Genomic DNA, 16,737 nt, shown 5'->3' on the forward strand with positions numbered 1-16,737 from the left:
TTACTGCTGCTGCCAGCCGAGCGTGACATAGGCGCCGCGCCGCGGCGTGTTGTATGCGTAGGCAAGCTCGTAGTCCTTGTCGAAGAGGTTGTCGATGCGCGCGCTGACATACCACGCCTTCGTGATGTTGTAGCGGGCGGACAGATTGACGAGCCCGTAGCCGCCGAGCCGTCCGCCGCCCGAATCGTTGCGCGCGCCACTGACGAGCCACTCGCCGCCGACGCGCAACAGGCCGAACGCACGGCTCGCCGTCGCCGACGCGAACCGCCGCGCGCGCCGGTCCAGGTCCTGATTCTGCGTTTCGTCGATCGGGTTCTGCAAGGTGGCGGCAACCCGCACGTCGGTCTTGCCGACATGCCCCTGCCACGACGCCTCGAGCCCCTGCACCTTCGCGCGGCCGACGTTCTGCGCGACATAGAAGAAGCTGTCCGCGCCGGGGCGATAGTCGATCAGGTTCGCGTAACGTGTCTGGAACGCGGTGACGCGCGCGACGCCGAGCGCATCGGACGCGTAATGCACCGCGGCCTCGACCGAATGGCTGCGCTCGGGCTGGATCGACGGATTGCCGGCGATCGGGTAATAGAGATCGTTGAAGCTCGGCGCGCGGAAGGCGCTCGAATAGCTCGCGGTGACTTTCCACCGATCGGTGACGTCGAGGCCGTAACCGAGATAGTACGAGTTCGCGCCGCCGAAATCCGAATACTGGTCGCGCCGCAGGTTCGCCTGGAACTGCTGGCGGCCGACGCGCGCCGTGTAGCCGAGCCAGCCGGAATTCACATGACGCTGCGGCGCCGAATACACATTCGACGTGAACTGCTGGTCGAGCCGCTCGTAGCCGGCCTGGATCATCTGGTCGGGTGCGATCCGGAAATCGTTCTGCCACGTGTACTGCCGGTTGTCGCTATTGAAGTGGTCGGTGTAGACACCGTTGAGCTCCGACTGGCTGCGATCGTTGCCGGTGGCAACGCTGACGTGCGTCGTCCACCAGTCGAGCAGCTTGCCGTTCGCGTACACGCGCGCCTGCTGCACGCGCGAATACAGGTTGTTCAGGTCGGTCGGCGTGCCGAACGCGTTGTCGTAGCTGTTGTTGCCGTTCGACTGGAAGTAGCTGACGCCCGCATCCCAACGCGCATTGAAGCGATGCCGCAGCGATGCCGTGACGCTCTCGTTCAGGTAGCCGTTCGCGTTCGGGTTCGCATTCGGCTGCTTCGCGGGATCGAGCGCGGAAAAACCGTTGTCCTTCTCGCGCGCGACCGACAGGCTGAAGGTCGTCCTGCCTTCGCTGTCGAGCCGGCCCGACACGCCCGCCTGCTGCGTCTGCGTGCCATAGCTGCCGAGGCCGACCGCGAAATTGAAACGCGGCGGATGATTGCCGCCGTCCTTCGTGAACACCTGCACGACGCCTCCGATCGCGCCCGAACCGTACAGCGACGACACGTTGCCGTTCACGATCTCGACGCGCTCGATCTGGTCGAGCGGCAGCTGGCTCAGCTGCGCGGCGCCGAGGCTCGCGGAATCGACCCGCACGCCGTCGATCAGCACGAGCGACTGCGTCGATTGCGCGCCGCGCAAGAACAGCGTCGCGGTCGCGCCAGGGCCGCCGTTGCGCACGATCTGCGCACCCGGCGCGAACGCGAGCAGCGTCGGCAGATCGGCGCCCGGATGCGCAGCGATGTCGTGCGCGTCAAACACGGTCGTTTGCGGAATCGCGTCAGCGAGGGCTTGCGGCGCGCGCTGCGCGGTGACGACGACCGGCGCGAGCAGCGAGCCTTCGGCGTTCTGTTCGGCACGCGCGGCAGCAGGCGCGGAAGCAGGCGCAACAGTGGACGCAACAGCGGGCGCGGCGGGATCGGCAGCGGCCGTCTGCGCCGCAGCGGCGAGCGGCAACCCGCATAGCGCGCGGAGCGCGGTGCGGGCGATTGGGGTCAGCATCGAAGATATCCTGTGAACGGCTGCGCGCCCCGCTTCCCCGCAGGCCGCGCGTCATGAAGCCCGCGTACGGGCTCCCCGCCTCGGCCGGTATCCGGGCTGGCGGCACACCGGCTCGCCTTCCCGCGCGTTTCACGCGCAGTGGCCCGCGCCCGCGTGCGAACCGCACACGCCGAGCGCGCCTGAGCCGGCCTGCATCGTCCGATGCGGCCGCTTACCGTTGCGGGGGCAGCGCAGGTTGGCCGCTCCTGGCGAAGCCGGCGCCCTGCTTCCCGTTTAACCGCGCGTCGTACGCGCGAGCACCGAAGCGGCGCCAGTTTAGGAGCGGGCCGCGGGAGCGTCAAGAAAGCGGCCGGCACGCATGCGAAATCGTGTCCGTCTCGCAAATTCGGTGCAAGAAGCCGGGGTGTTACGACTGGAAACGTTACAGATGTCGGAATGCGCGCTATTCCGCGCTAAAATACTGGGTCTTTAGAGGACGCAGCAGATGCTCAACGAACTCGAAACCCTATCTCAAAATATTGGCCGGCTGATTGCGCTGAACCAGCGCTATCACTCGGAACGGCTCGCGCTCGAAGAGCAGGTCGCACAACTGCGCGCCGAAGCGGACACGGTGCGCACCGAGCTCGCGCAGCTGCGCGAGGAACGCAATGCGCTCGCAGAGGAACGCGACACGCTGTCGGCGAAGATCGACGACGCGCAGGTGAAACTGAACGCGATTCTCGAAAAACTGCCGCGCACGAAGAGCGCGGCAGAAGCCGACAACCAGCTCGACCTGTTGGATGCGCAGGCGCGCACCGATAGCGACGACGCGGCCAGCCACGGAGAACACGCATGAGCACCAAGCAGATCGAAGTCTCGATTCTCGGTCAGGCCTATCGGCTCGCCTGTTCGGCCGAGACCGAAGCGGCGCTGCTCGAGGCTGTCGCGCGCGTCGACGCGGAAATGTCGAAGATCCGCTCGAACAGCTCGGTGCGCGGCACCGATCGCATCGCTGTGATGGCGGCACTGTCGCTCGCGTCGGAGTTGCTGCGGCTGCAGACGAGCGTGCGTCACGGTGAAGCATTTCCCGCGGAAGAAATCCGGCGTACAATGCGCCAGATGAACGAAAAGCTCGGTGCGGTGCTCGCACAGCACGAGACGCAGTAACCTCGAATCGATGCGTCGATTCCGCTTGATCTCAGCGGTCAACGGTGGTCAAATTGGACGCGTAGATTCACAGTTCAGTCAGCTTCCCTGCCTGGTTCGCCAAGGTCATATATTCCTTGAACCAATGCCATGTGCACGGTTGCGGAAATTTGTAGCACGGGCGCGCGCGTCACTCTGTCTGATGTACCCGAAGTGCTGCTAACTGCGACCAATTCTGAACCCCAGGTTCAGGATGCCGGCCTAGCGGCTAAGGCGGGGGCCTATCCAACGGCATCGGGCGTGTCCCGATGCCGTTTCCTTTTCCAGGGCCTGTTTGCCTCTTTCTGCATCGATCACGATCCATGCAATACTGGCTGATGAAGTCCGAACCGGACGAAGCGAGCATCGACGATCTCGCGAGCGCGCCGCAGCGCACGCTGCCCTGGACCGGCGTGCGCAACTATCAGGCGCGCAATTTCATGCGCGACACGATGAAGATCGGCGACGGCGTGCTGTTCTATCACTCGAGCTGCCCCGAGCCGGGCATCGCGGGTCTCGCCGAAGTGTCGTCGACGCCCTACCCCGATCCCACGCAGTTCGATCCGAAGAGCCCCTATTACGATCCGAAGTCGACGCAGGAAACGCCGCGCTGGCTGCTCGTCGACGTTCGCTTCGTGAAGAAATCGCCGCTCGTTTCACTCGCGGCGCTGCGCGAACACGACGAACTCTCGGACATGCGCGTGCTTGCGAAAGGCAACCGGCTGTCGATCACGCCCGTCACGCGCGCCGAATGGCGCTTCATCACCGAACGGCTGATGGCGTAAGCGCGGGCGCGCAAAAGTCAAATTCGGTCAGCACGCACGCCCCGTCCGGAACTCGCCGGTCCATCGCCCGGACTAAGCAACCGCGACCGGCCGATCCGGCCGGCTGTCGTTCTTCCCTCGCGCGGTCCACCCGCGTCGCGCACGCGTGATCCGCGTGCGTCCCATAAGGAGTCCAACAATGACGAAGAAATCCGCACTCGCGCTGTCGCTGATGCTTGCCGCCGCCGTGCCCGCTGCGCTGGCCCTCGCGCCGGCCGCCGCACAGGCCCAGTCCGTCAACCCGCACTTCCCGCAGCCGTCGGGCGTGCTGTCGCTGTCGTCGCAGGCCAGCAGCGAAGTGCCGCAGGACGTGATCCACATCACGCTGTTCTATGAAGAGCAGGCGAAGGACCCGGGCAGCCTGACGTCCAAGCTGAACCAGCGCGCCGACGCCGCACTCGCGCAGGCGAAGAGCGTGGCGGGCGTGACCGCGCATACGGGCGCATTCTCCGTCTATCCGAGCACGGACCGCGACGGCAAGATCTCCGCATGGCGCGGCCGTACCGAAGTCGTGCTCGAGTCGCGCGACTTCGCTGCGGCATCGAAGCTCGCGGGCCAGTTGTCGAACCTGATGCAGGTGGCGAACGTCGAGTTCACGCTGTCGCCGGAAGCGCAGCGTGCGGCCGAGGAGAAGCTCACGACCGAAGCGATCAAGTCGTTCCGCACTCGCGCAGACGAAGCCGCGAAGGCATTCGGCTACAACGGCTATACGATTCGCGACGTGAACGTCGGCAGCGGCCGCAACGTGCAACCGTATCCGCGCATGATGGCGATGGCTGCGCCCGCGATGGACAGCGCAAAGATGAGCGCGCCGATCGCAGTCGAAGGCGGCAAGGCGACCGTGTCGGTGTCAGTCAACGGCTCGGTGCAGATGAAGTAACGCGCGAGAAGTAACGCGCGACGTCTGCACGCCAGATGCGAAAACGCCGGCCCGGGGCCGGCGTTTTTCGTTGCTGCATCATTCAGGTGAACGCATCATGCGGTGGCCGCGGTCGCGCGGCGCCGATACGCCCAGATCATCATCGCGATACCCGCGATGATCATCGGCAGCGACAGCCACTGCCCCATCGACAGGCCGAGCGCGAGCAGCCCGAGGAAATCGTCCGGCTCACGCGCGAACTCGACGGTGAAGCGTGCGAGGCCATAGCCGATCAGGAACAGCGCGGACACCGCGCCCATCGGACGCGACTTGCGCGCGAACAAGAACAGCGCGAAGAACAGCACGACGCCTTCGAGCGCAATCTCGTAGAGCTGCGACGGATGGCGCGGCAGCATCTGGTATTGCAGGAACACGTCGTTCAGGTGCCACTTCGCGGCGAGTTCCGGATGCGCGCCGAGCCACGCCGCATCGTCGCGCGACGCGCCCGGGAACAGCATCGCCCACGGCTCGTTCGGAGCGGTCACGCGCCCCCACAGTTCGCCGTTGATGAAGTTGCCGAGCCGGCCCGCCGCGAGACCCGTCGGCACCATCGGCGCAACGAAATCGGTGACCTGCAGCCAGTGACGCTTGCGCTGCCACGCGAACAGCATCATCGCGAGCGTCACGCCGAGGAAGCCGCCGTGAAACGACATCCCGCCTTCCCACACCTTGAAGATGTCGAGCGGATGCGAGAAGTAGAAGCTCGCCTTGTAAAACAGCACATAGCCGAGCCGGCCGCCGAGCACGGTGCCAAGGACACCGTAGAACATCATGTCGTCGATGTCCTTCGCGGTCCAGCCCTGTGCGGCGACATGCGGCAGCTTCAGGCGGACCCGTCCGACGACGATCGCGGCGATGAAGCCGACGAGATACATGAGCCCGTACCAGCGCACGGCGAGCGGCCCGAGATGGATCGCGACAGGGTCGAAATTCGGGTGAATGATCATGGGTTAGCGGTGAAGGTTTCGAATTCGCTGCGACGGCGTACAAACGTGCCGCGCATTGGACGATGCCGGCGCGCGATCGTTCGCATCACGCGCGAACGAACGCCTGCGCGCGCACGATGTCGATGAAGCCGGCCAGCACGGGGCTGACGTCGCCCGTGCGCCACACGAGGCCCGTCTCGACGACAGGCGCGCCGTCCGCGAGCGGCCGGTAGACCACGCCGGTGCGCCGCAGGTTACGCAGCGACTGCGGCACCAGTGCGACACCCATGCCGGCCGACACGAGGCTCACGATCGTCTGCATCTGGATCGCTTCCTGGCCGATGCGCGGGGTCACCCCCGCCGCGCCGTAGCAGCCCGTAATGATGTCATAAAAGCCGGGCGCCAAACGGCGCGGGAAGATCACGAGCGGCAGCGCGGCGACGTCCGCGAGCCGCACCGGCGCATCTTCATGCGCGTCAGGCACGGCGGCCGGCATCGCGAGCACGAGCGGCTCGCGCACGACCGGCAGGTACGACAGCTCGGCCGCATGACGCGGCGGCACGGGTGGAATGACCAGCCCGGCGTCGATGCGGCCGGCGGCAAGCTCCTCGATCTGCACGTCGCTCGTCGCCTCCGCGAGCTGCAGCCGCACCTGCGGGTAGCGCGCGCCAAACGCGCGCAACAGCGACGGCAGCAAGCCGTAATCGGCGGTCGACACGAACGCGAGCGCGAGCGAGCCGGTCTCGCCGCGCGCGAGGCTCTGCGCACGGGGCGGCAGCGCATCGGCCGCTTCGAGCAGCTTGCGCACGTCCGGCAGCAGCGCCGCGCCGACCGCCGTCAACGCAACCGAGCGCTTGGTACGGACGAACAGCGCGACGCCGAGCTGCTCCTCGAGCGCGCGAATCGCCTGCGACAGCGGCGGCTGCGTGATCAGCAGGCGCGTCGCCGCGCGGCCGAAATGGCGCTCCTCGGCGACGGTCAGGAAATAGCGCCACTGGCGCAGATCGGGGGTCAGCTCAGGCATCAGTCATATGAGAAACGACCTAATAGGCCATGAATAATATATTGGACACGCTCAAACGGACATTGCATTCTTGCGTTACCCGAGCCGATGCGCCGCCTTCGGACGCACCCGCCGCCATCACCCCAACGAAGATGGAGTCCCCATGTCATACAACCGCCGCTCGAAGAACGTCACGCAAGGCGTGGCCCGTTCGCCGAACCGCTCGATGTATTACGCGCTCGGCTACCGGAAGGACGATTTCGACAAGCCGATGATCGGCATCGCCAACGGCCATTCGACGATCACGCCGTGCAACGCGGGCCTGCAGCGCCTGTCGGATGCGGCGGTCGCGGCCGTGAAGGCCGCCGACGCGAACCCGCAGATCTTCGGCACGCCGACCATTTCGGACGGCATGTCGATGGGCACCGAGGGGATGAAATACTCGCTCGTGTCGCGCGAAGTGATTGCCGACTGCATCGAGACCTGCGTGCAGGGCCAGTGGATGGACGGCGTGGTCGTCGTCGGCGGCTGCGACAAGAACATGCCGGGCGGGATGATCGCGCTCGCGCGCCTGAACGTGCCGGGCATCTACGTGTACGGCGGCACGATCCGCCCCGGCCACTGGAAGGGCCGCGACCTGACGATCGTATCGTCGTTCGAGGCGGTCGGCGAGTTCACCGCGGGCCGGATGTCGCAGGAAGATTTCGAAGGGGTCGAGCAGAACGCGTGCCCGACGACCGGCTCGTGCGGCGGCATGTACACCGCGAACACGATGAGCTCGTCGTTCGAGGCGCTCGGCATGTCGCTGCTGTATTCGTCGACGATGGCGAACCCGGACGAGGAAAAGGTCGACTCCGCGGCCGAATCGGCGCGCGTGCTGGTCGAGGCGGTGAAGCAGGACCTGAAGCCGCGCGACATCATCACGAAGCAATCGATCGAGAACGCGGTGTCGCTGATCATGGCAACGGGCGGCTCGACCAACGCGGTGCTGCATTACCTCGCGATCGCGCACGCGGCCGAAGTCGACTGGACGATCGACGACTTCGAGCGGATCCGCCAGCGCGTGCCGGTGATCTGCGACCTGAAGCCGTCGGGCCAGTATGTTGCGACCGACCTGCACCAGGCGGGCGGCATTCCGCAGGTGCTGAAGATCCTGCTCGACGCAGGCCTGCTGCACGGCGACTGCATCACGATCACGGGCCGCACGCTCGCCGAAGAGCTGAAGGACGTGCAGGGCACGCCGCGCGCGGACCAGAAGGTGATCTTCCCGATCGACCAGGCGCTGTACAAGCAAGGCCACCTCGCGATCCTGAAGGGCAACCTCGCGGAAGACGGCGCGGTCGCGAAGATCACGGGGCTGAAGAACCCGGTGGTCACGGGCCCCGCGCGCGTGTTCGACGACGAGCAGAGCGCGATGGAAGCGATCCTCGGCGACCGGATCCACGCGGGCGACATCCTCGTGTTGCGCTATCTCGGCCCGCAGGGCGGCCCGGGGATGCCGGAAATGCTCGCGCCGACGTCGGCGATCATCGGCAAGGGGCTCGGCGAGTCGGTCGGCTTCATCACCGACGGCCGCTTCTCGGGCGGCACTTGGGGCATGGTGGTCGGCCACGTCGCGCCGGAGGCATTCGTCGGCGGCACGATCGCGCTCGTGCAGGAAGGCGACTCGATCACGATCGACGCGCACCGGCTGCTGCTGCAGCTGAACGTCGACGACGCCGAACTGGCGCGCCGTCGCGCCGCGTGGCAGCAGCCGGCGCCGCGCTACACGCGCGGCGTGCTCGCGAAGTTCGCGGCGCTCGCGCGGCCGGCGAACCAGGGCGCCGTCACCGGCTGAAGCCAGGCGCGGCCGCGATGCGGCCCCTAATATGATCTGAAGCGGCCGGTGTGATGCAAAGGGAGCGCAAAAACGTGCGCTCCCTTTGCTTTTATAATGCGCAGACGTCAAGCCGGCGGTGCCGCCGGCGGAGAATTGCATGAAACAGACGATATTGCGCGCAACGATCCTGACCCTGATGATCGGCAGCGCGGCCGCGCACGCCGAGCAGACGGATGGCCTGACGCTCGCGCAACGCAAGAACTGCATGGCCTGCCACGCGGTGAGCAAGCCGTTGATGGGCCCGTCTTTCCACGACATCGCCGACAAGTACGCAACCCGCGGCGACGCCGGCGACTACCTCGCACAGACGATCGTGAAAGGCAGCGTTGGCGTATGGGGCAACGTGCCGATGCCCGCGAACACGCAGCTGACGGGCGCCGAGGCGCACGCGCTCGCGCACTGGGTGCTGTCGCTGAAGTAAGTCCGGCCGGAGCGGCGCGTCCGGTTCAGCCCGGATGCTGCGCGCTGCGGCGTGCGATCTCTGCGTCGACTGCGTCGCGCACCCACTCCATCACTTCGGTTTCGAGCGCGAGCGCCACTTCACGCGTGATCTGGCTGACGAGCCACGCGGTGTGGTCGTGCAGCGCGTCGCGGCAGCGCGTCTCGATTGCTTCGCGCCCTTCCCCGGTCAAGTAATTCGTCAACCGGTCGCGCAGCCGCTCGGCGATGTGCTGCGCGTCTTCTGCCGTCAGTGTGGCCGATGTGGCCGGTGCCGCCGGTGCAGCCGGCGCCTGCGCGTCGGCAACAGCCGCGACAGGCGGCCACTCGACCGCCGGCACATGCGGCGTCGGCACCGGCTCGACGGACACCGTATCGGGGTCGGCTTCGGTTTCATCAGGCGCCGCGGCCGTAACCGGAGACACGTCGGGTTCCGCTACCTCTGCGGGCGCCGGCTTGCCCGGCGCGATCACATCGGTCAGCAGCGGAATCGCCGCGTCGTCATGCGGCGCGTCGGCCGCCGACTGTTGCGCCGGCGCCGGTTTGCCCGGCACCAGCACGTCGGTCAGCGTCGGGATCGAGGATGATTCGGCTTGCCCCACGTGGATACTCCGTCGACGGGTTCGGCTAGTTGCCCTGCTTGTAGTTGTTCAGCGCGTAGCCGCGATCGCGATAGAAGCGGTAGCGCTCGCGCCCCGCGCTCAGTTCGGCCGGCTCGTTGCCGACCACCTCGAGCAGCCGCTCGAAGCGTGCGAATTGCGCCGGCACCGCCGCACCGAGATTCAACAGTATCTGGTGATGCGGCGTCTTGTCGAGGTCGGCCGCGAGCAGGATCGGCGTATCGGCCGCATGCGCGCTGTCGACCCCGCAATGCGGAATGAAATCGAGCGGCGAGAACGTCCAGAGCCGCTCGTCGAGCGCGCGCAGGCGCGCGGGCTCCGCGAGCACGACGACCGGCTGCCCGGCCTGGTAGGCCTTGCGCAGCAGCCGGCACGCGTAGGCGAGCGAGTCGCCGACGTTCGTGTGGAAATCGATCCGCGTCATCGCCCGCTCGCCCGCAACGTGTCGCACCCCGCCATCACTGGCCGGCGCGGTCGATCAGGAACTGCGCGAGCAGCGGCACAGGACGGCCGGTCGCGCCCTTCGCCGCGCCGCTCTTCCATGCGGTGCCCGCGATGTCGAGGTGCGCCCACGGGTAGCTGTCGGTGAAGCGCGACAGGAAGCATGCGGCCGTCACGCTGCCGGCCGGACGCCCGCCGATGTTCGCGATGTCCGCGAAGTTCGACTTCAGCTGGTCCTGGTACTCGTCGTCGAGCGGCAGGCGCCATGCCGGGTCGTTCGCCTCGCGCGACGCGTCGAGCAGCTCGCCCGCGAGCGCGTCGTCCTTCGAGAACAGGCCGCTGTTGTGGTTGCCGAGCGCGATAATGCAGGCGCCCGTCAGCGTCGCGACGTCGATCACCGCAGCCGGCTTGAAGCGCTCCGCGTAGGTCAGCGCGTCGCACAGGATCAGGCGGCCCTCGGCGTCCGTGTTCAGCACCTCGATCGTCAGGCCCTTCATGCTGGTGACGATGTCGCCCGGCTTCGTCGCGTTGCCGCCCGGCATGTTCTCGCAGGTCGGGACGATCGCGACGACGTTGATCTTCAGGCCCATTTCGGCGACCGCGCGGATCGTGCCGAGCACCGAGCCCGCGCCGCACATGTCGTACTTCATCTCGTCCATGCCCTCGCCCGGCTTCAGCGAAATGCCGCCGGTGTCGAACGTGATGCCCTTGCCGACCAGCACGACCGGCGCGGCCTTCGCGGCGGCGCCCTGGTAATGCAGCACGATGAACTGCGGCGGCTCGACCGACGCGCGCGCGACCGACAGGAACGAGCCCATCTTCAGCGCCTGGATCTGCTTCAGGCCGAGCACCTCGGCCTTCAGGCCCCAGTCCTTCGCGATCTGCTTCGCGGTGTTCGCGAGATAGGTCGGCGTGCAGACGTTGCCCGGCAGGTTGCCGAGATCGCGGGTCAGATCCATGCCGTTCGCGAGCGCGACGGCCTGCTTGGCCGCGACCTTCGCGGTCTTCTCGTCGGCCGGGTCGACGCTGAACACGATGCGCTTCAGCGCATGCGGCACCGGTTCCGGCTTGCTCTTGAGCTGCACGAAGCGGTAGGTTTCGTTGCGCAGCGCAAGAATCGCCGTGCGCACGCCCCAGTCGGAGCTGCGCTCGTCGACCGGCAGTTGGGCCAGCGTGAAGGTGACCTGGACGACCCGGGTCGCGAGCAGCGCGCGCCAGGCAGCCGTGACTGCATCGGTGTAGGCTTTCTGGTTGAAAGCATCCTGCTTGCCGAGGCCGACGAGCAGCACGCGCGATGCGCCGATGCCCTGCACCTCGTGCAGGAACAGCGTCTTGCCGCGCTTGCCGTCCATGTCGCCGGCCTTCACGATGCGCGAGATCAGGCCCTTGGTCGCTGTGTCGATGTCGAGCGCGGCGCCCGACAGCGTTTGCGCCTCGAAGATGCCGAGCACGATGCAGTCGGACTTTCCGGTCAGGAACCCCTTCGACTCGCCTTTGCTCCAATCACAGCCTTTTATGCTAAAGTCCATCGCGCTTGTCCTCGGATAAAATCTGGGCTAAGGATGAAAGCCGCAATTATCCGCTATTTTTCCCGTGGCGGCGCGAGCGCCCCCCCACGCGTGCGCAGCGCCCCGCCCTCTTCTCATCAAGAATGATCTTCGAACGCTCCCTCCAGCGCGAGCTTGCGTATACGGCTGGCGCCGTGTTCATGGTGCTGCTCACGATCATGCTCACGACGATGATGATCCGCATCGTCGGCTACGCCGCGTCCGGTGAAATCGATCCGCGGGACGTGCTCGTGCTGATCGGCCTGACCGTGATCGGCTACCTCGCGGTGATGCTCGTCGTCACGCTGTTCGTGTCGATCCTGTTCGTGCTGACCCGGTGGTACCGGGACTCCGAAATGGTTGTCTGGCTCGCGTCCGGCGTGAGCCTCACGCGCCTCATCAAGCCGATCGGCGTGTTCGCGACGCCGATCGTGCTGCTGATCGCGTTCTTCGCGTTCGTCGGCTGGCCGTGGTCGAACCAGCAGAGCAAGTTGATCAAGGCGCGCTTCCAGCAGCGCGACGAGATCTCGCTGCTCGCGCCCGGCCAGTTCCGCGAGTCGGCCACGAACCATCGCGTGTTCTTCATCGAGAAGATGACGCCGGACCAGTCGAAGGTGCAGAACGTGTTCGTCACGTCGACCGAGAACGGCAAGGTCAACGTCGTCGTGTCGCAGACGGGCCACACGGAAACCTCGAAGGACGGCGACCGCTTCGTCGTGCTCGAGGACGGCCGCCGCTACGACGGCACGCCCGGCCAGCCGAACTTCAAGATCATGGAGTTCGAGCGCTACGGCGTGAAGATCACGAACAAGCCGGTCGTCAACGTGCCGACCACCAACAGCACGCCGACCCCCGATCTGCTGCGCAACCCGACGCGCGACAACCTCGCCGAGTTCGCGTGGCGCGCGGGCCTGCCGCTGATTGCGCTCAACCTGATGGTGCTCGGCATCCCGCTCGCGTACCAGAACCCGCGCCGCAGCCGCACGATCAACCTCGTGATGGCCGTGCTGATCTACCTGACCTACTCGAACCTGCTCAACGTGGTACAGGCGCAGATCGAGCAGGGCAAGCTGTCGTTCGGCGTCGGCCTCGTCGGGCTGCACCTCGTCGTCGCGGCAATCGTCGCGCTCATCTTCTGGCTGCGCGTGCGCAACCGCCCGCTGTTCACACGCGCGCTGTTCAGCCGCTCGACGGGAGCATGATCGATGCGGATCTATGAAAGGTACTTCGCGCGGCAGATCTACGTCACGTTCGTCTTCATCCTGTTCGCGTTCTCGGGCCTGTTCTTCTTCTTCGACCTGATCAGCGAGTTGAACTCGGTCGGGCACGGCAACTACAAGTTCGGCTACGCGGTGCTGCGCGTCGCGCTGCAGACGCCGTCGCGCTTCTACGAGATCATCCCGGTGGCCGCGCTGATCAGCGCGATCTACGTGTTCGCGCAGATGGCCGCGCAGTCGGAATTCACGATCTTCCGCGTGTCGGGCCTCGCGACCAACCAGGCGCTGCGCTCGCTGCTGAAGATCGGCATTCCGCTCGTGATCGTCACCTACCTGATCGGCGAGTTCGTCGGCCCGTATGCCGACCAGCTGTCCGAGCGCGTGCGGCTGCAGGCGCTCGGCGCGTCGGTGTCGTCGAACTTCCAGTCGGGCGTGTGGGTGAAGGACACGCTCGCGGCCCGCGACAACGGCGAGCAGGTCACGCGCTTCGTGAACGTCGGCAGCCTCGCGCCGGATTCGACGATCAGCAACGTGCGGATCTATGAATTCGATTCGAAGTTCGAGCTGCAGAACGTGCGGATCGCGCAGACGGGGCGCTACGAGCCGCCCGGCCATTGGCTCCTCACTGGCGTGACCGAGACCGAGCTCACGCCGATCAAGCCGAGCGGCGGCCAGCCGGCCGACGCGCTGAACCCCGTCTACCGGTCGCAGCAGGTCATGCTGCCGGAATACCGGCTGCGCTCGGACCTGACGCCGCAGATCCTGTCGGTGCTGCTCGTGTCGCCGGACCGGATGTCGATCATCAACCTGTTCCGCTACATCCAGCACCTGAAGGAGAACCAGCAGGACACGCAGCGCTACGACATCGCGCTGTGGCGCAAGCTGCTGTATCCGTTCGCGGTGTTCGTGATGCTGGTGCTGTCGCTGCCGTTCGCGTACCTGCACACGCGCGCGGGCGTGGTTGGCGTGAAGGTGTTCGGCGGCATCATGCTCGGCATGAGCTTCCAGCTCCTCAATACGCTGTTCTCGCATATCGGCACGCTGAACACGTGGCCCGCGCCGCTGACGGCGGCGACCCCCGGCCTGATCTACCTGGGGCTCGGCCTGTTCGCGCTCAAATGGGTCGACCGGCACTGAGCGCCGGCACGCGATGGAGGGCCGCATGAGTTCGCACGGTATCGTCCTGTTCGCCCACGGCGCCCGCGATCCGCGCTGGGCGGAGCCGTTCGAGCGGCTCGCCGCGCGGCTGCGCGCCGCACGCGGCGTCGATGCGGCTGCTTCGCCCGCCTCGTTCGTTTCGCTCGCGTTCCTCGAGCTGATGACGCCGTCGCTCGACACCGCGATCGCCGCGCAGGTGGCGGCCGGATGCACGCGCATCACCGTGGTGCCGGTGTTCTTCGGCCAGGGTGGCCATATTCGGCGCGACCTGCCGCAGCTCGTCGACGCGTGCCGCGCCGCGCATCCAGGCGTCGAGATCCGCTGCGCGACCGCGGTGGGCGAGGACGACGGCGTGCTCGACGCGATTGCGCGCTACTGCCTCGATCAGTTGCACGACGGCGCATAAACGGCACGCGAGCGACAAGAAAACCGCACAAGAAAAAAGAGCGCTGGCCGCAAGCCAGCGCTCTTTTTCGTTTCGGACGCCCTGCTCCGCTCAGGCCGCGTCGCGCATCCCGTCGGCCCGCTTCGCGGCCGCCCCGCGCTCGGCGAACGCGTCGCCGATCATCAGCAGGCTCGGTTCCGCCGGATCGAGCCACGCCTGCGCGTCGCCTGCCGCCATCGCGGCGAGCGTCAGCGTCAGCGTGCGTTCGCGCGCGGTACTGCACGCCTCGACGATCGCGACCGGCGTCGACGGCGCGCGGCCCGCGTCGATCAACTGCTGCGCAATGCCGGGCGCGCTGTCGCGGCCCATGTAGTAGACGATCGAATCGGCGCGCGCGGCCTCACGGATCTCGTCGCTGCCCGGCGCGCGGCTGTGCGTCGCGAACGCGACGCTGCGCGCGACGCCACGCAGCGTCAGCGAGCGCTTCAGCGTCGCCGCGCCGGCCAGCGCCGCGGTGATGCCCGGCACGACCTCGAAGTCGATGCCGGCCGCCTCGAGCGCGCGCATTTCCTCGTCCGCGCGGCCGAACAGCATCGGATCGCCGCCCTTCAGCCGCACGACGCGCGCATGTTCGTGCGCCGCATCGACGATCTGCTTGTTGATGAACTGCTGCGCGGTCGAGCGCTGCCCGCAGCGCTTGCCGACCGCGATCCTGCGCGCGTTCGGCGCGTAGTCGAGCATCGCCGGCTCGACGAGCGCATCGTGCAGCACGACGTCGGCCTCGGCAAGCAGCCGCGCGCCGCGCACCGTGATGAGGTCCGCCGCGCCCGGCCCCGCTCCGATCAGATACACCTTGCCCATGTTGGTCACTTCCCTGCAAGCGCCGGCATCGGTCCGCGCCGCCGGAAGCGGCGCGGGGTTCGCCGGTTACGCCGGTTACGCCGGTTACGCCGGTTACGCCGAGAACGCCGAGAACGCCCGGATCATGCCCGCGGCGACCGTATGATGCGTCGCCTCGTCGATCAGCACGAACGCGCCGGTGCCCGGATGCGCATCGTACGTGTCGCAGACGATCGGCTTTTGCAGCGTCAGCGCGACGCGGCCGATGTCGTTCATCTTCAGCTCGTGACGGTCGGTCGCGTGCGACAGCGTGTGCACGTCGAGCACCTGCTTGACCGCGCCGATCTTCGCGAACACCGTGCTCGTGGTCTGCTTCAGCAGGTACTTGCGCTGCGGCGACAGCGGCGTCTCGTCGAACCAGCACAGGTCGGCCTCGAGCTTCTTCGCCGGCGCGACCGTTTCATCCGTCGCGACGAACATGTCGCCGCGCGACACGTCGACGTCTTCCGTGAGGCGGATCGTCACCGTCTGGCCCGCGAACGCATGCTCGACGGCCGCGGTGCCGCCCGGCACCGGCGCGATGATCTCGGCAACCGTCGCGGTGCGGTTCGACGGCAGCACGACGATCTGGTCGCCGACCTTCACCTCGCCCGCCTCGATGCGGCCCATGTAACCGCGGAAATCGTCGGCCGAGCTGCCGTCCTGGCGCGCGACCCACTGCACCGGGAAGCGCAGCGCGTCATGCGCCTGCGTCTCGACGGGCAGCGTCTCGAGCACGTCGAGCAGCGGCTCGCCCGCATACCACGGCATGCGCTCGCTCGCGCCGACGATGTTGTCGCCCTTGAGCGCCGACACCGGCACGAAGCGCACGTCGGTGATGCCGAGCTGCTTCGCGAGCACGACGTACGCGTCGCGGATCTCGTTGAAGCGCGCTTCGCTATAGTCGACGAGGTCCATCTTGTTGATCGCGACGATCACGTGCTGCAGTGCGAGCAGCTTGACGATTGCGCTGTGGCGCTTGGTCTGCGGCAGCAGTTCCGCGACGCCGTTCTCGACCGTCACGCGCGTCGCGTCGACCAGGATGATCGCCGCGTGCGCGGTCGACGCGCCCGTCACCATGTTGCGCGTGTACTGCTCGTGGCCCGGCGTGTCCGCGATGATGAACTTGCGCTTCGCGGTCGCGAAGTAACGGTACGCGACGTCGATCGTGATGCCCTGCTCGCGCTCGGCCTCGAGGCCGTCGGTCAGGAGCGCGAGGTCGAGCTCGTCGCCGACCGTGCGCTTGTTCTTCGCGCGCGACAGCGCGGACAGCTGGTCGGACAGCACGGCCTTGCTGTCGTACAGCAGGCGGCCGATCAGCGTGCTCTTGCCGTCGTCGACGCTGCCTGCGGTGATGAAGCGCAGCACGCCGAGGTCTTCGTTGTTCTCGATGATGCTCATGATG

At 66.9% G+C, this 16,737-nt stretch carries 17 protein-coding genes, 1 other RNA gene and 1 riboswitch; of the genes, 10 read left to right on the top strand and 8 right to left on the bottom strand.

From position 1 onward, the window contains the following. Nucleotides 1-1,932: a TonB-dependent receptor domain-containing protein gene (locus DID96_RS02955; RefSeq protein ID WP_124597765.1), complete on the bottom strand. Its 1,932-nt coding sequence runs from the start codon at nt 1,930-1,932 to the stop codon at nt 1-3. 64 nt (nt 1,933-1,996) lie between these two features. Further along, nucleotides 1,997-2,251: riboswitch (cobalamin riboswitch) on the bottom strand. Nucleotides 2,252-2,416: 165 nt separating this feature from the next. Between DID96_RS02955 and DID96_RS02960 the strand changes: the two genes are divergently transcribed. The 5 genes from DID96_RS02960 (at nt 2,417) to DID96_RS02980 (ending at nt 4,800) form a co-directional block, all read left to right on the top strand. Then, the gene (locus DID96_RS02960) at nt 2,417-2,767 is read left to right on the top strand and encodes an ATPase (RefSeq protein ID WP_124597766.1); all 351 of its coding nucleotides are present in this window, start codon (nt 2,417-2,419) and stop codon (nt 2,765-2,767) included. Then, nucleotides 2,764-3,078: a cell division protein ZapA gene (locus DID96_RS02965; protein WP_124597767.1), complete on the top strand. Its 315-nt coding sequence runs from the start codon at nt 2,764-2,766 to the stop codon at nt 3,076-3,078. The genes DID96_RS02960 and DID96_RS02965 overlap by 4 nt, the downstream gene beginning before the upstream one ends. A gap of 81 nt (nt 3,079-3,159) precedes the next feature. Continuing rightward, a non-coding RNA gene (gene ssrS / locus DID96_RS02970) (6S RNA) lies at nt 3,160-3,341 on the top strand. Nucleotides 3,342-3,419: 78 nt separating this feature from the next. Beyond that, entirely contained in the window at nt 3,420-3,881 is a 462-nt protein-coding gene (locus DID96_RS02975) for an EVE domain-containing protein (RefSeq protein WP_124597768.1), read from the top strand. Nucleotides 3,882-4,059: 178 nt separating this feature from the next. Next, entirely contained in the window at nt 4,060-4,800 is a 741-nt protein-coding gene (locus DID96_RS02980) for an SIMPL domain-containing protein (RefSeq protein WP_124597769.1), read from the top strand. 95 nt (nt 4,801-4,895) lie between these two features. Here the strand turns inward: DID96_RS02980 and lgt are convergent, their stop codons facing one another. Both lgt and DID96_RS02990 read right to left on the bottom strand, forming a co-directional pair. Continuing rightward, entirely contained in the window at nt 4,896-5,786 is an 891-nt protein-coding gene (lgt, locus tag DID96_RS02985; protein ID WP_124597770.1) for a prolipoprotein diacylglyceryl transferase, read from the bottom strand. Between the two features lie 85 nt (nt 5,787-5,871). Next, nucleotides 5,872-6,789, bottom strand: coding sequence for a LysR substrate-binding domain-containing protein (locus DID96_RS02990; RefSeq protein WP_124597771.1), 918 nt, complete (start codon nt 6,787-6,789; stop codon nt 5,872-5,874). A 142-nt stretch (nt 6,790-6,931) separates the two neighbouring features. On the opposite strand from DID96_RS02990, the gene ilvD reads away from it, so the two are divergent. Both ilvD and DID96_RS03000 read left to right on the top strand, forming a co-directional pair. Continuing rightward, nucleotides 6,932-8,605 (top strand): dihydroxy-acid dehydratase, encoded by a 1,674-nt coding sequence (gene ilvD / locus DID96_RS02995; protein ID WP_124597772.1) that lies wholly within the window; start codon nt 6,932-6,934, stop codon nt 8,603-8,605. Nucleotides 8,606-8,744: 139 nt separating this feature from the next. Next, nucleotides 8,745-9,068 carry a c-type cytochrome gene (locus tag DID96_RS03000; RefSeq protein ID WP_124597773.1) on the top strand — a complete coding sequence of 108 codons (324 nt, stop codon included), beginning with the start codon at nt 8,745-8,747 and terminating at the stop codon, nt 9,066-9,068. Nucleotides 9,069-9,093: 25 nt separating this feature from the next. Here the strand turns inward: DID96_RS03000 and DID96_RS03005 are convergent, their stop codons facing one another. The 3 genes from DID96_RS03005 to DID96_RS03015 are packed head-to-tail and all read right to left on the bottom strand — an operon-like array spanning nt 9,094 to nt 11,675. Beyond that, nucleotides 9,094-9,687 (bottom strand): DUF2486 family protein, encoded by a 594-nt coding sequence (locus DID96_RS03005; protein WP_124597774.1) that lies wholly within the window; start codon nt 9,685-9,687, stop codon nt 9,094-9,096. Between the two features lie 25 nt (nt 9,688-9,712). Then, nucleotides 9,713-10,129, bottom strand: a complete 417-nt coding sequence (locus DID96_RS03010; RefSeq protein WP_124597775.1) for a DNA polymerase III subunit chi — start codon at nt 10,127-10,129, stop codon at nt 9,713-9,715. Between the two features lie 34 nt (nt 10,130-10,163). After that, complete coding sequence (locus DID96_RS03015) at nt 10,164-11,675, bottom strand: leucyl aminopeptidase (protein WP_124597776.1); 1,512 nt, start codon at nt 11,673-11,675, stop codon at nt 10,164-10,166. 122 nt (nt 11,676-11,797) lie between these two features. Here DID96_RS03015 and lptF point away from each other — a divergent pair, with 122 nt between their 5' ends. The 3 genes from lptF to DID96_RS03030 are packed head-to-tail and all read left to right on the top strand — an operon-like array spanning nt 11,798 to nt 14,474. After that, nucleotides 11,798-12,895, top strand: a complete 1,098-nt coding sequence (gene lptF / locus DID96_RS03020) for an LPS export ABC transporter permease LptF (RefSeq protein WP_124597777.1) — start codon at nt 11,798-11,800, stop codon at nt 12,893-12,895. 3 nt (nt 12,896-12,898) lie between these two features. Next, nucleotides 12,899-14,047: an LPS export ABC transporter permease LptG gene (gene lptG / locus DID96_RS03025; RefSeq protein WP_124597778.1), complete on the top strand. Its 1,149-nt coding sequence runs from the start codon at nt 12,899-12,901 to the stop codon at nt 14,045-14,047. A gap of 25 nt (nt 14,048-14,072) precedes the next feature. After that, the gene (locus tag DID96_RS03030) at nt 14,073-14,474 is read left to right on the top strand and encodes a sirohydrochlorin chelatase (protein ID WP_124597779.1); all 402 of its coding nucleotides are present in this window, start codon (nt 14,073-14,075) and stop codon (nt 14,472-14,474) included. Nucleotides 14,475-14,564: 90 nt separating this feature from the next. Here DID96_RS03030 and cobA read toward each other — a convergent pair whose 3' ends face one another. Both cobA and DID96_RS03040 read right to left on the bottom strand, forming a co-directional pair. After that, entirely contained in the window at nt 14,565-15,314 is a 750-nt protein-coding gene (gene cobA, locus DID96_RS03035; protein ID WP_124597780.1) for a uroporphyrinogen-III C-methyltransferase, read from the bottom strand. A gap of 93 nt (nt 15,315-15,407) precedes the next feature. Beyond that, nucleotides 15,408-16,733, bottom strand: a complete 1,326-nt coding sequence (locus DID96_RS03040; protein ID WP_124597781.1) for a sulfate adenylyltransferase subunit 1 — start codon at nt 16,731-16,733, stop codon at nt 15,408-15,410. Nucleotides 16,734-16,737 lie beyond the last annotated feature (4 nt).

It is taken from the genome of Burkholderia sp. Bp8963, from assembly GCF_003854275.1.
Taxonomy (GTDB): Bacteria; Pseudomonadota; Gammaproteobacteria; order Burkholderiales; family Burkholderiaceae; genus Burkholderia.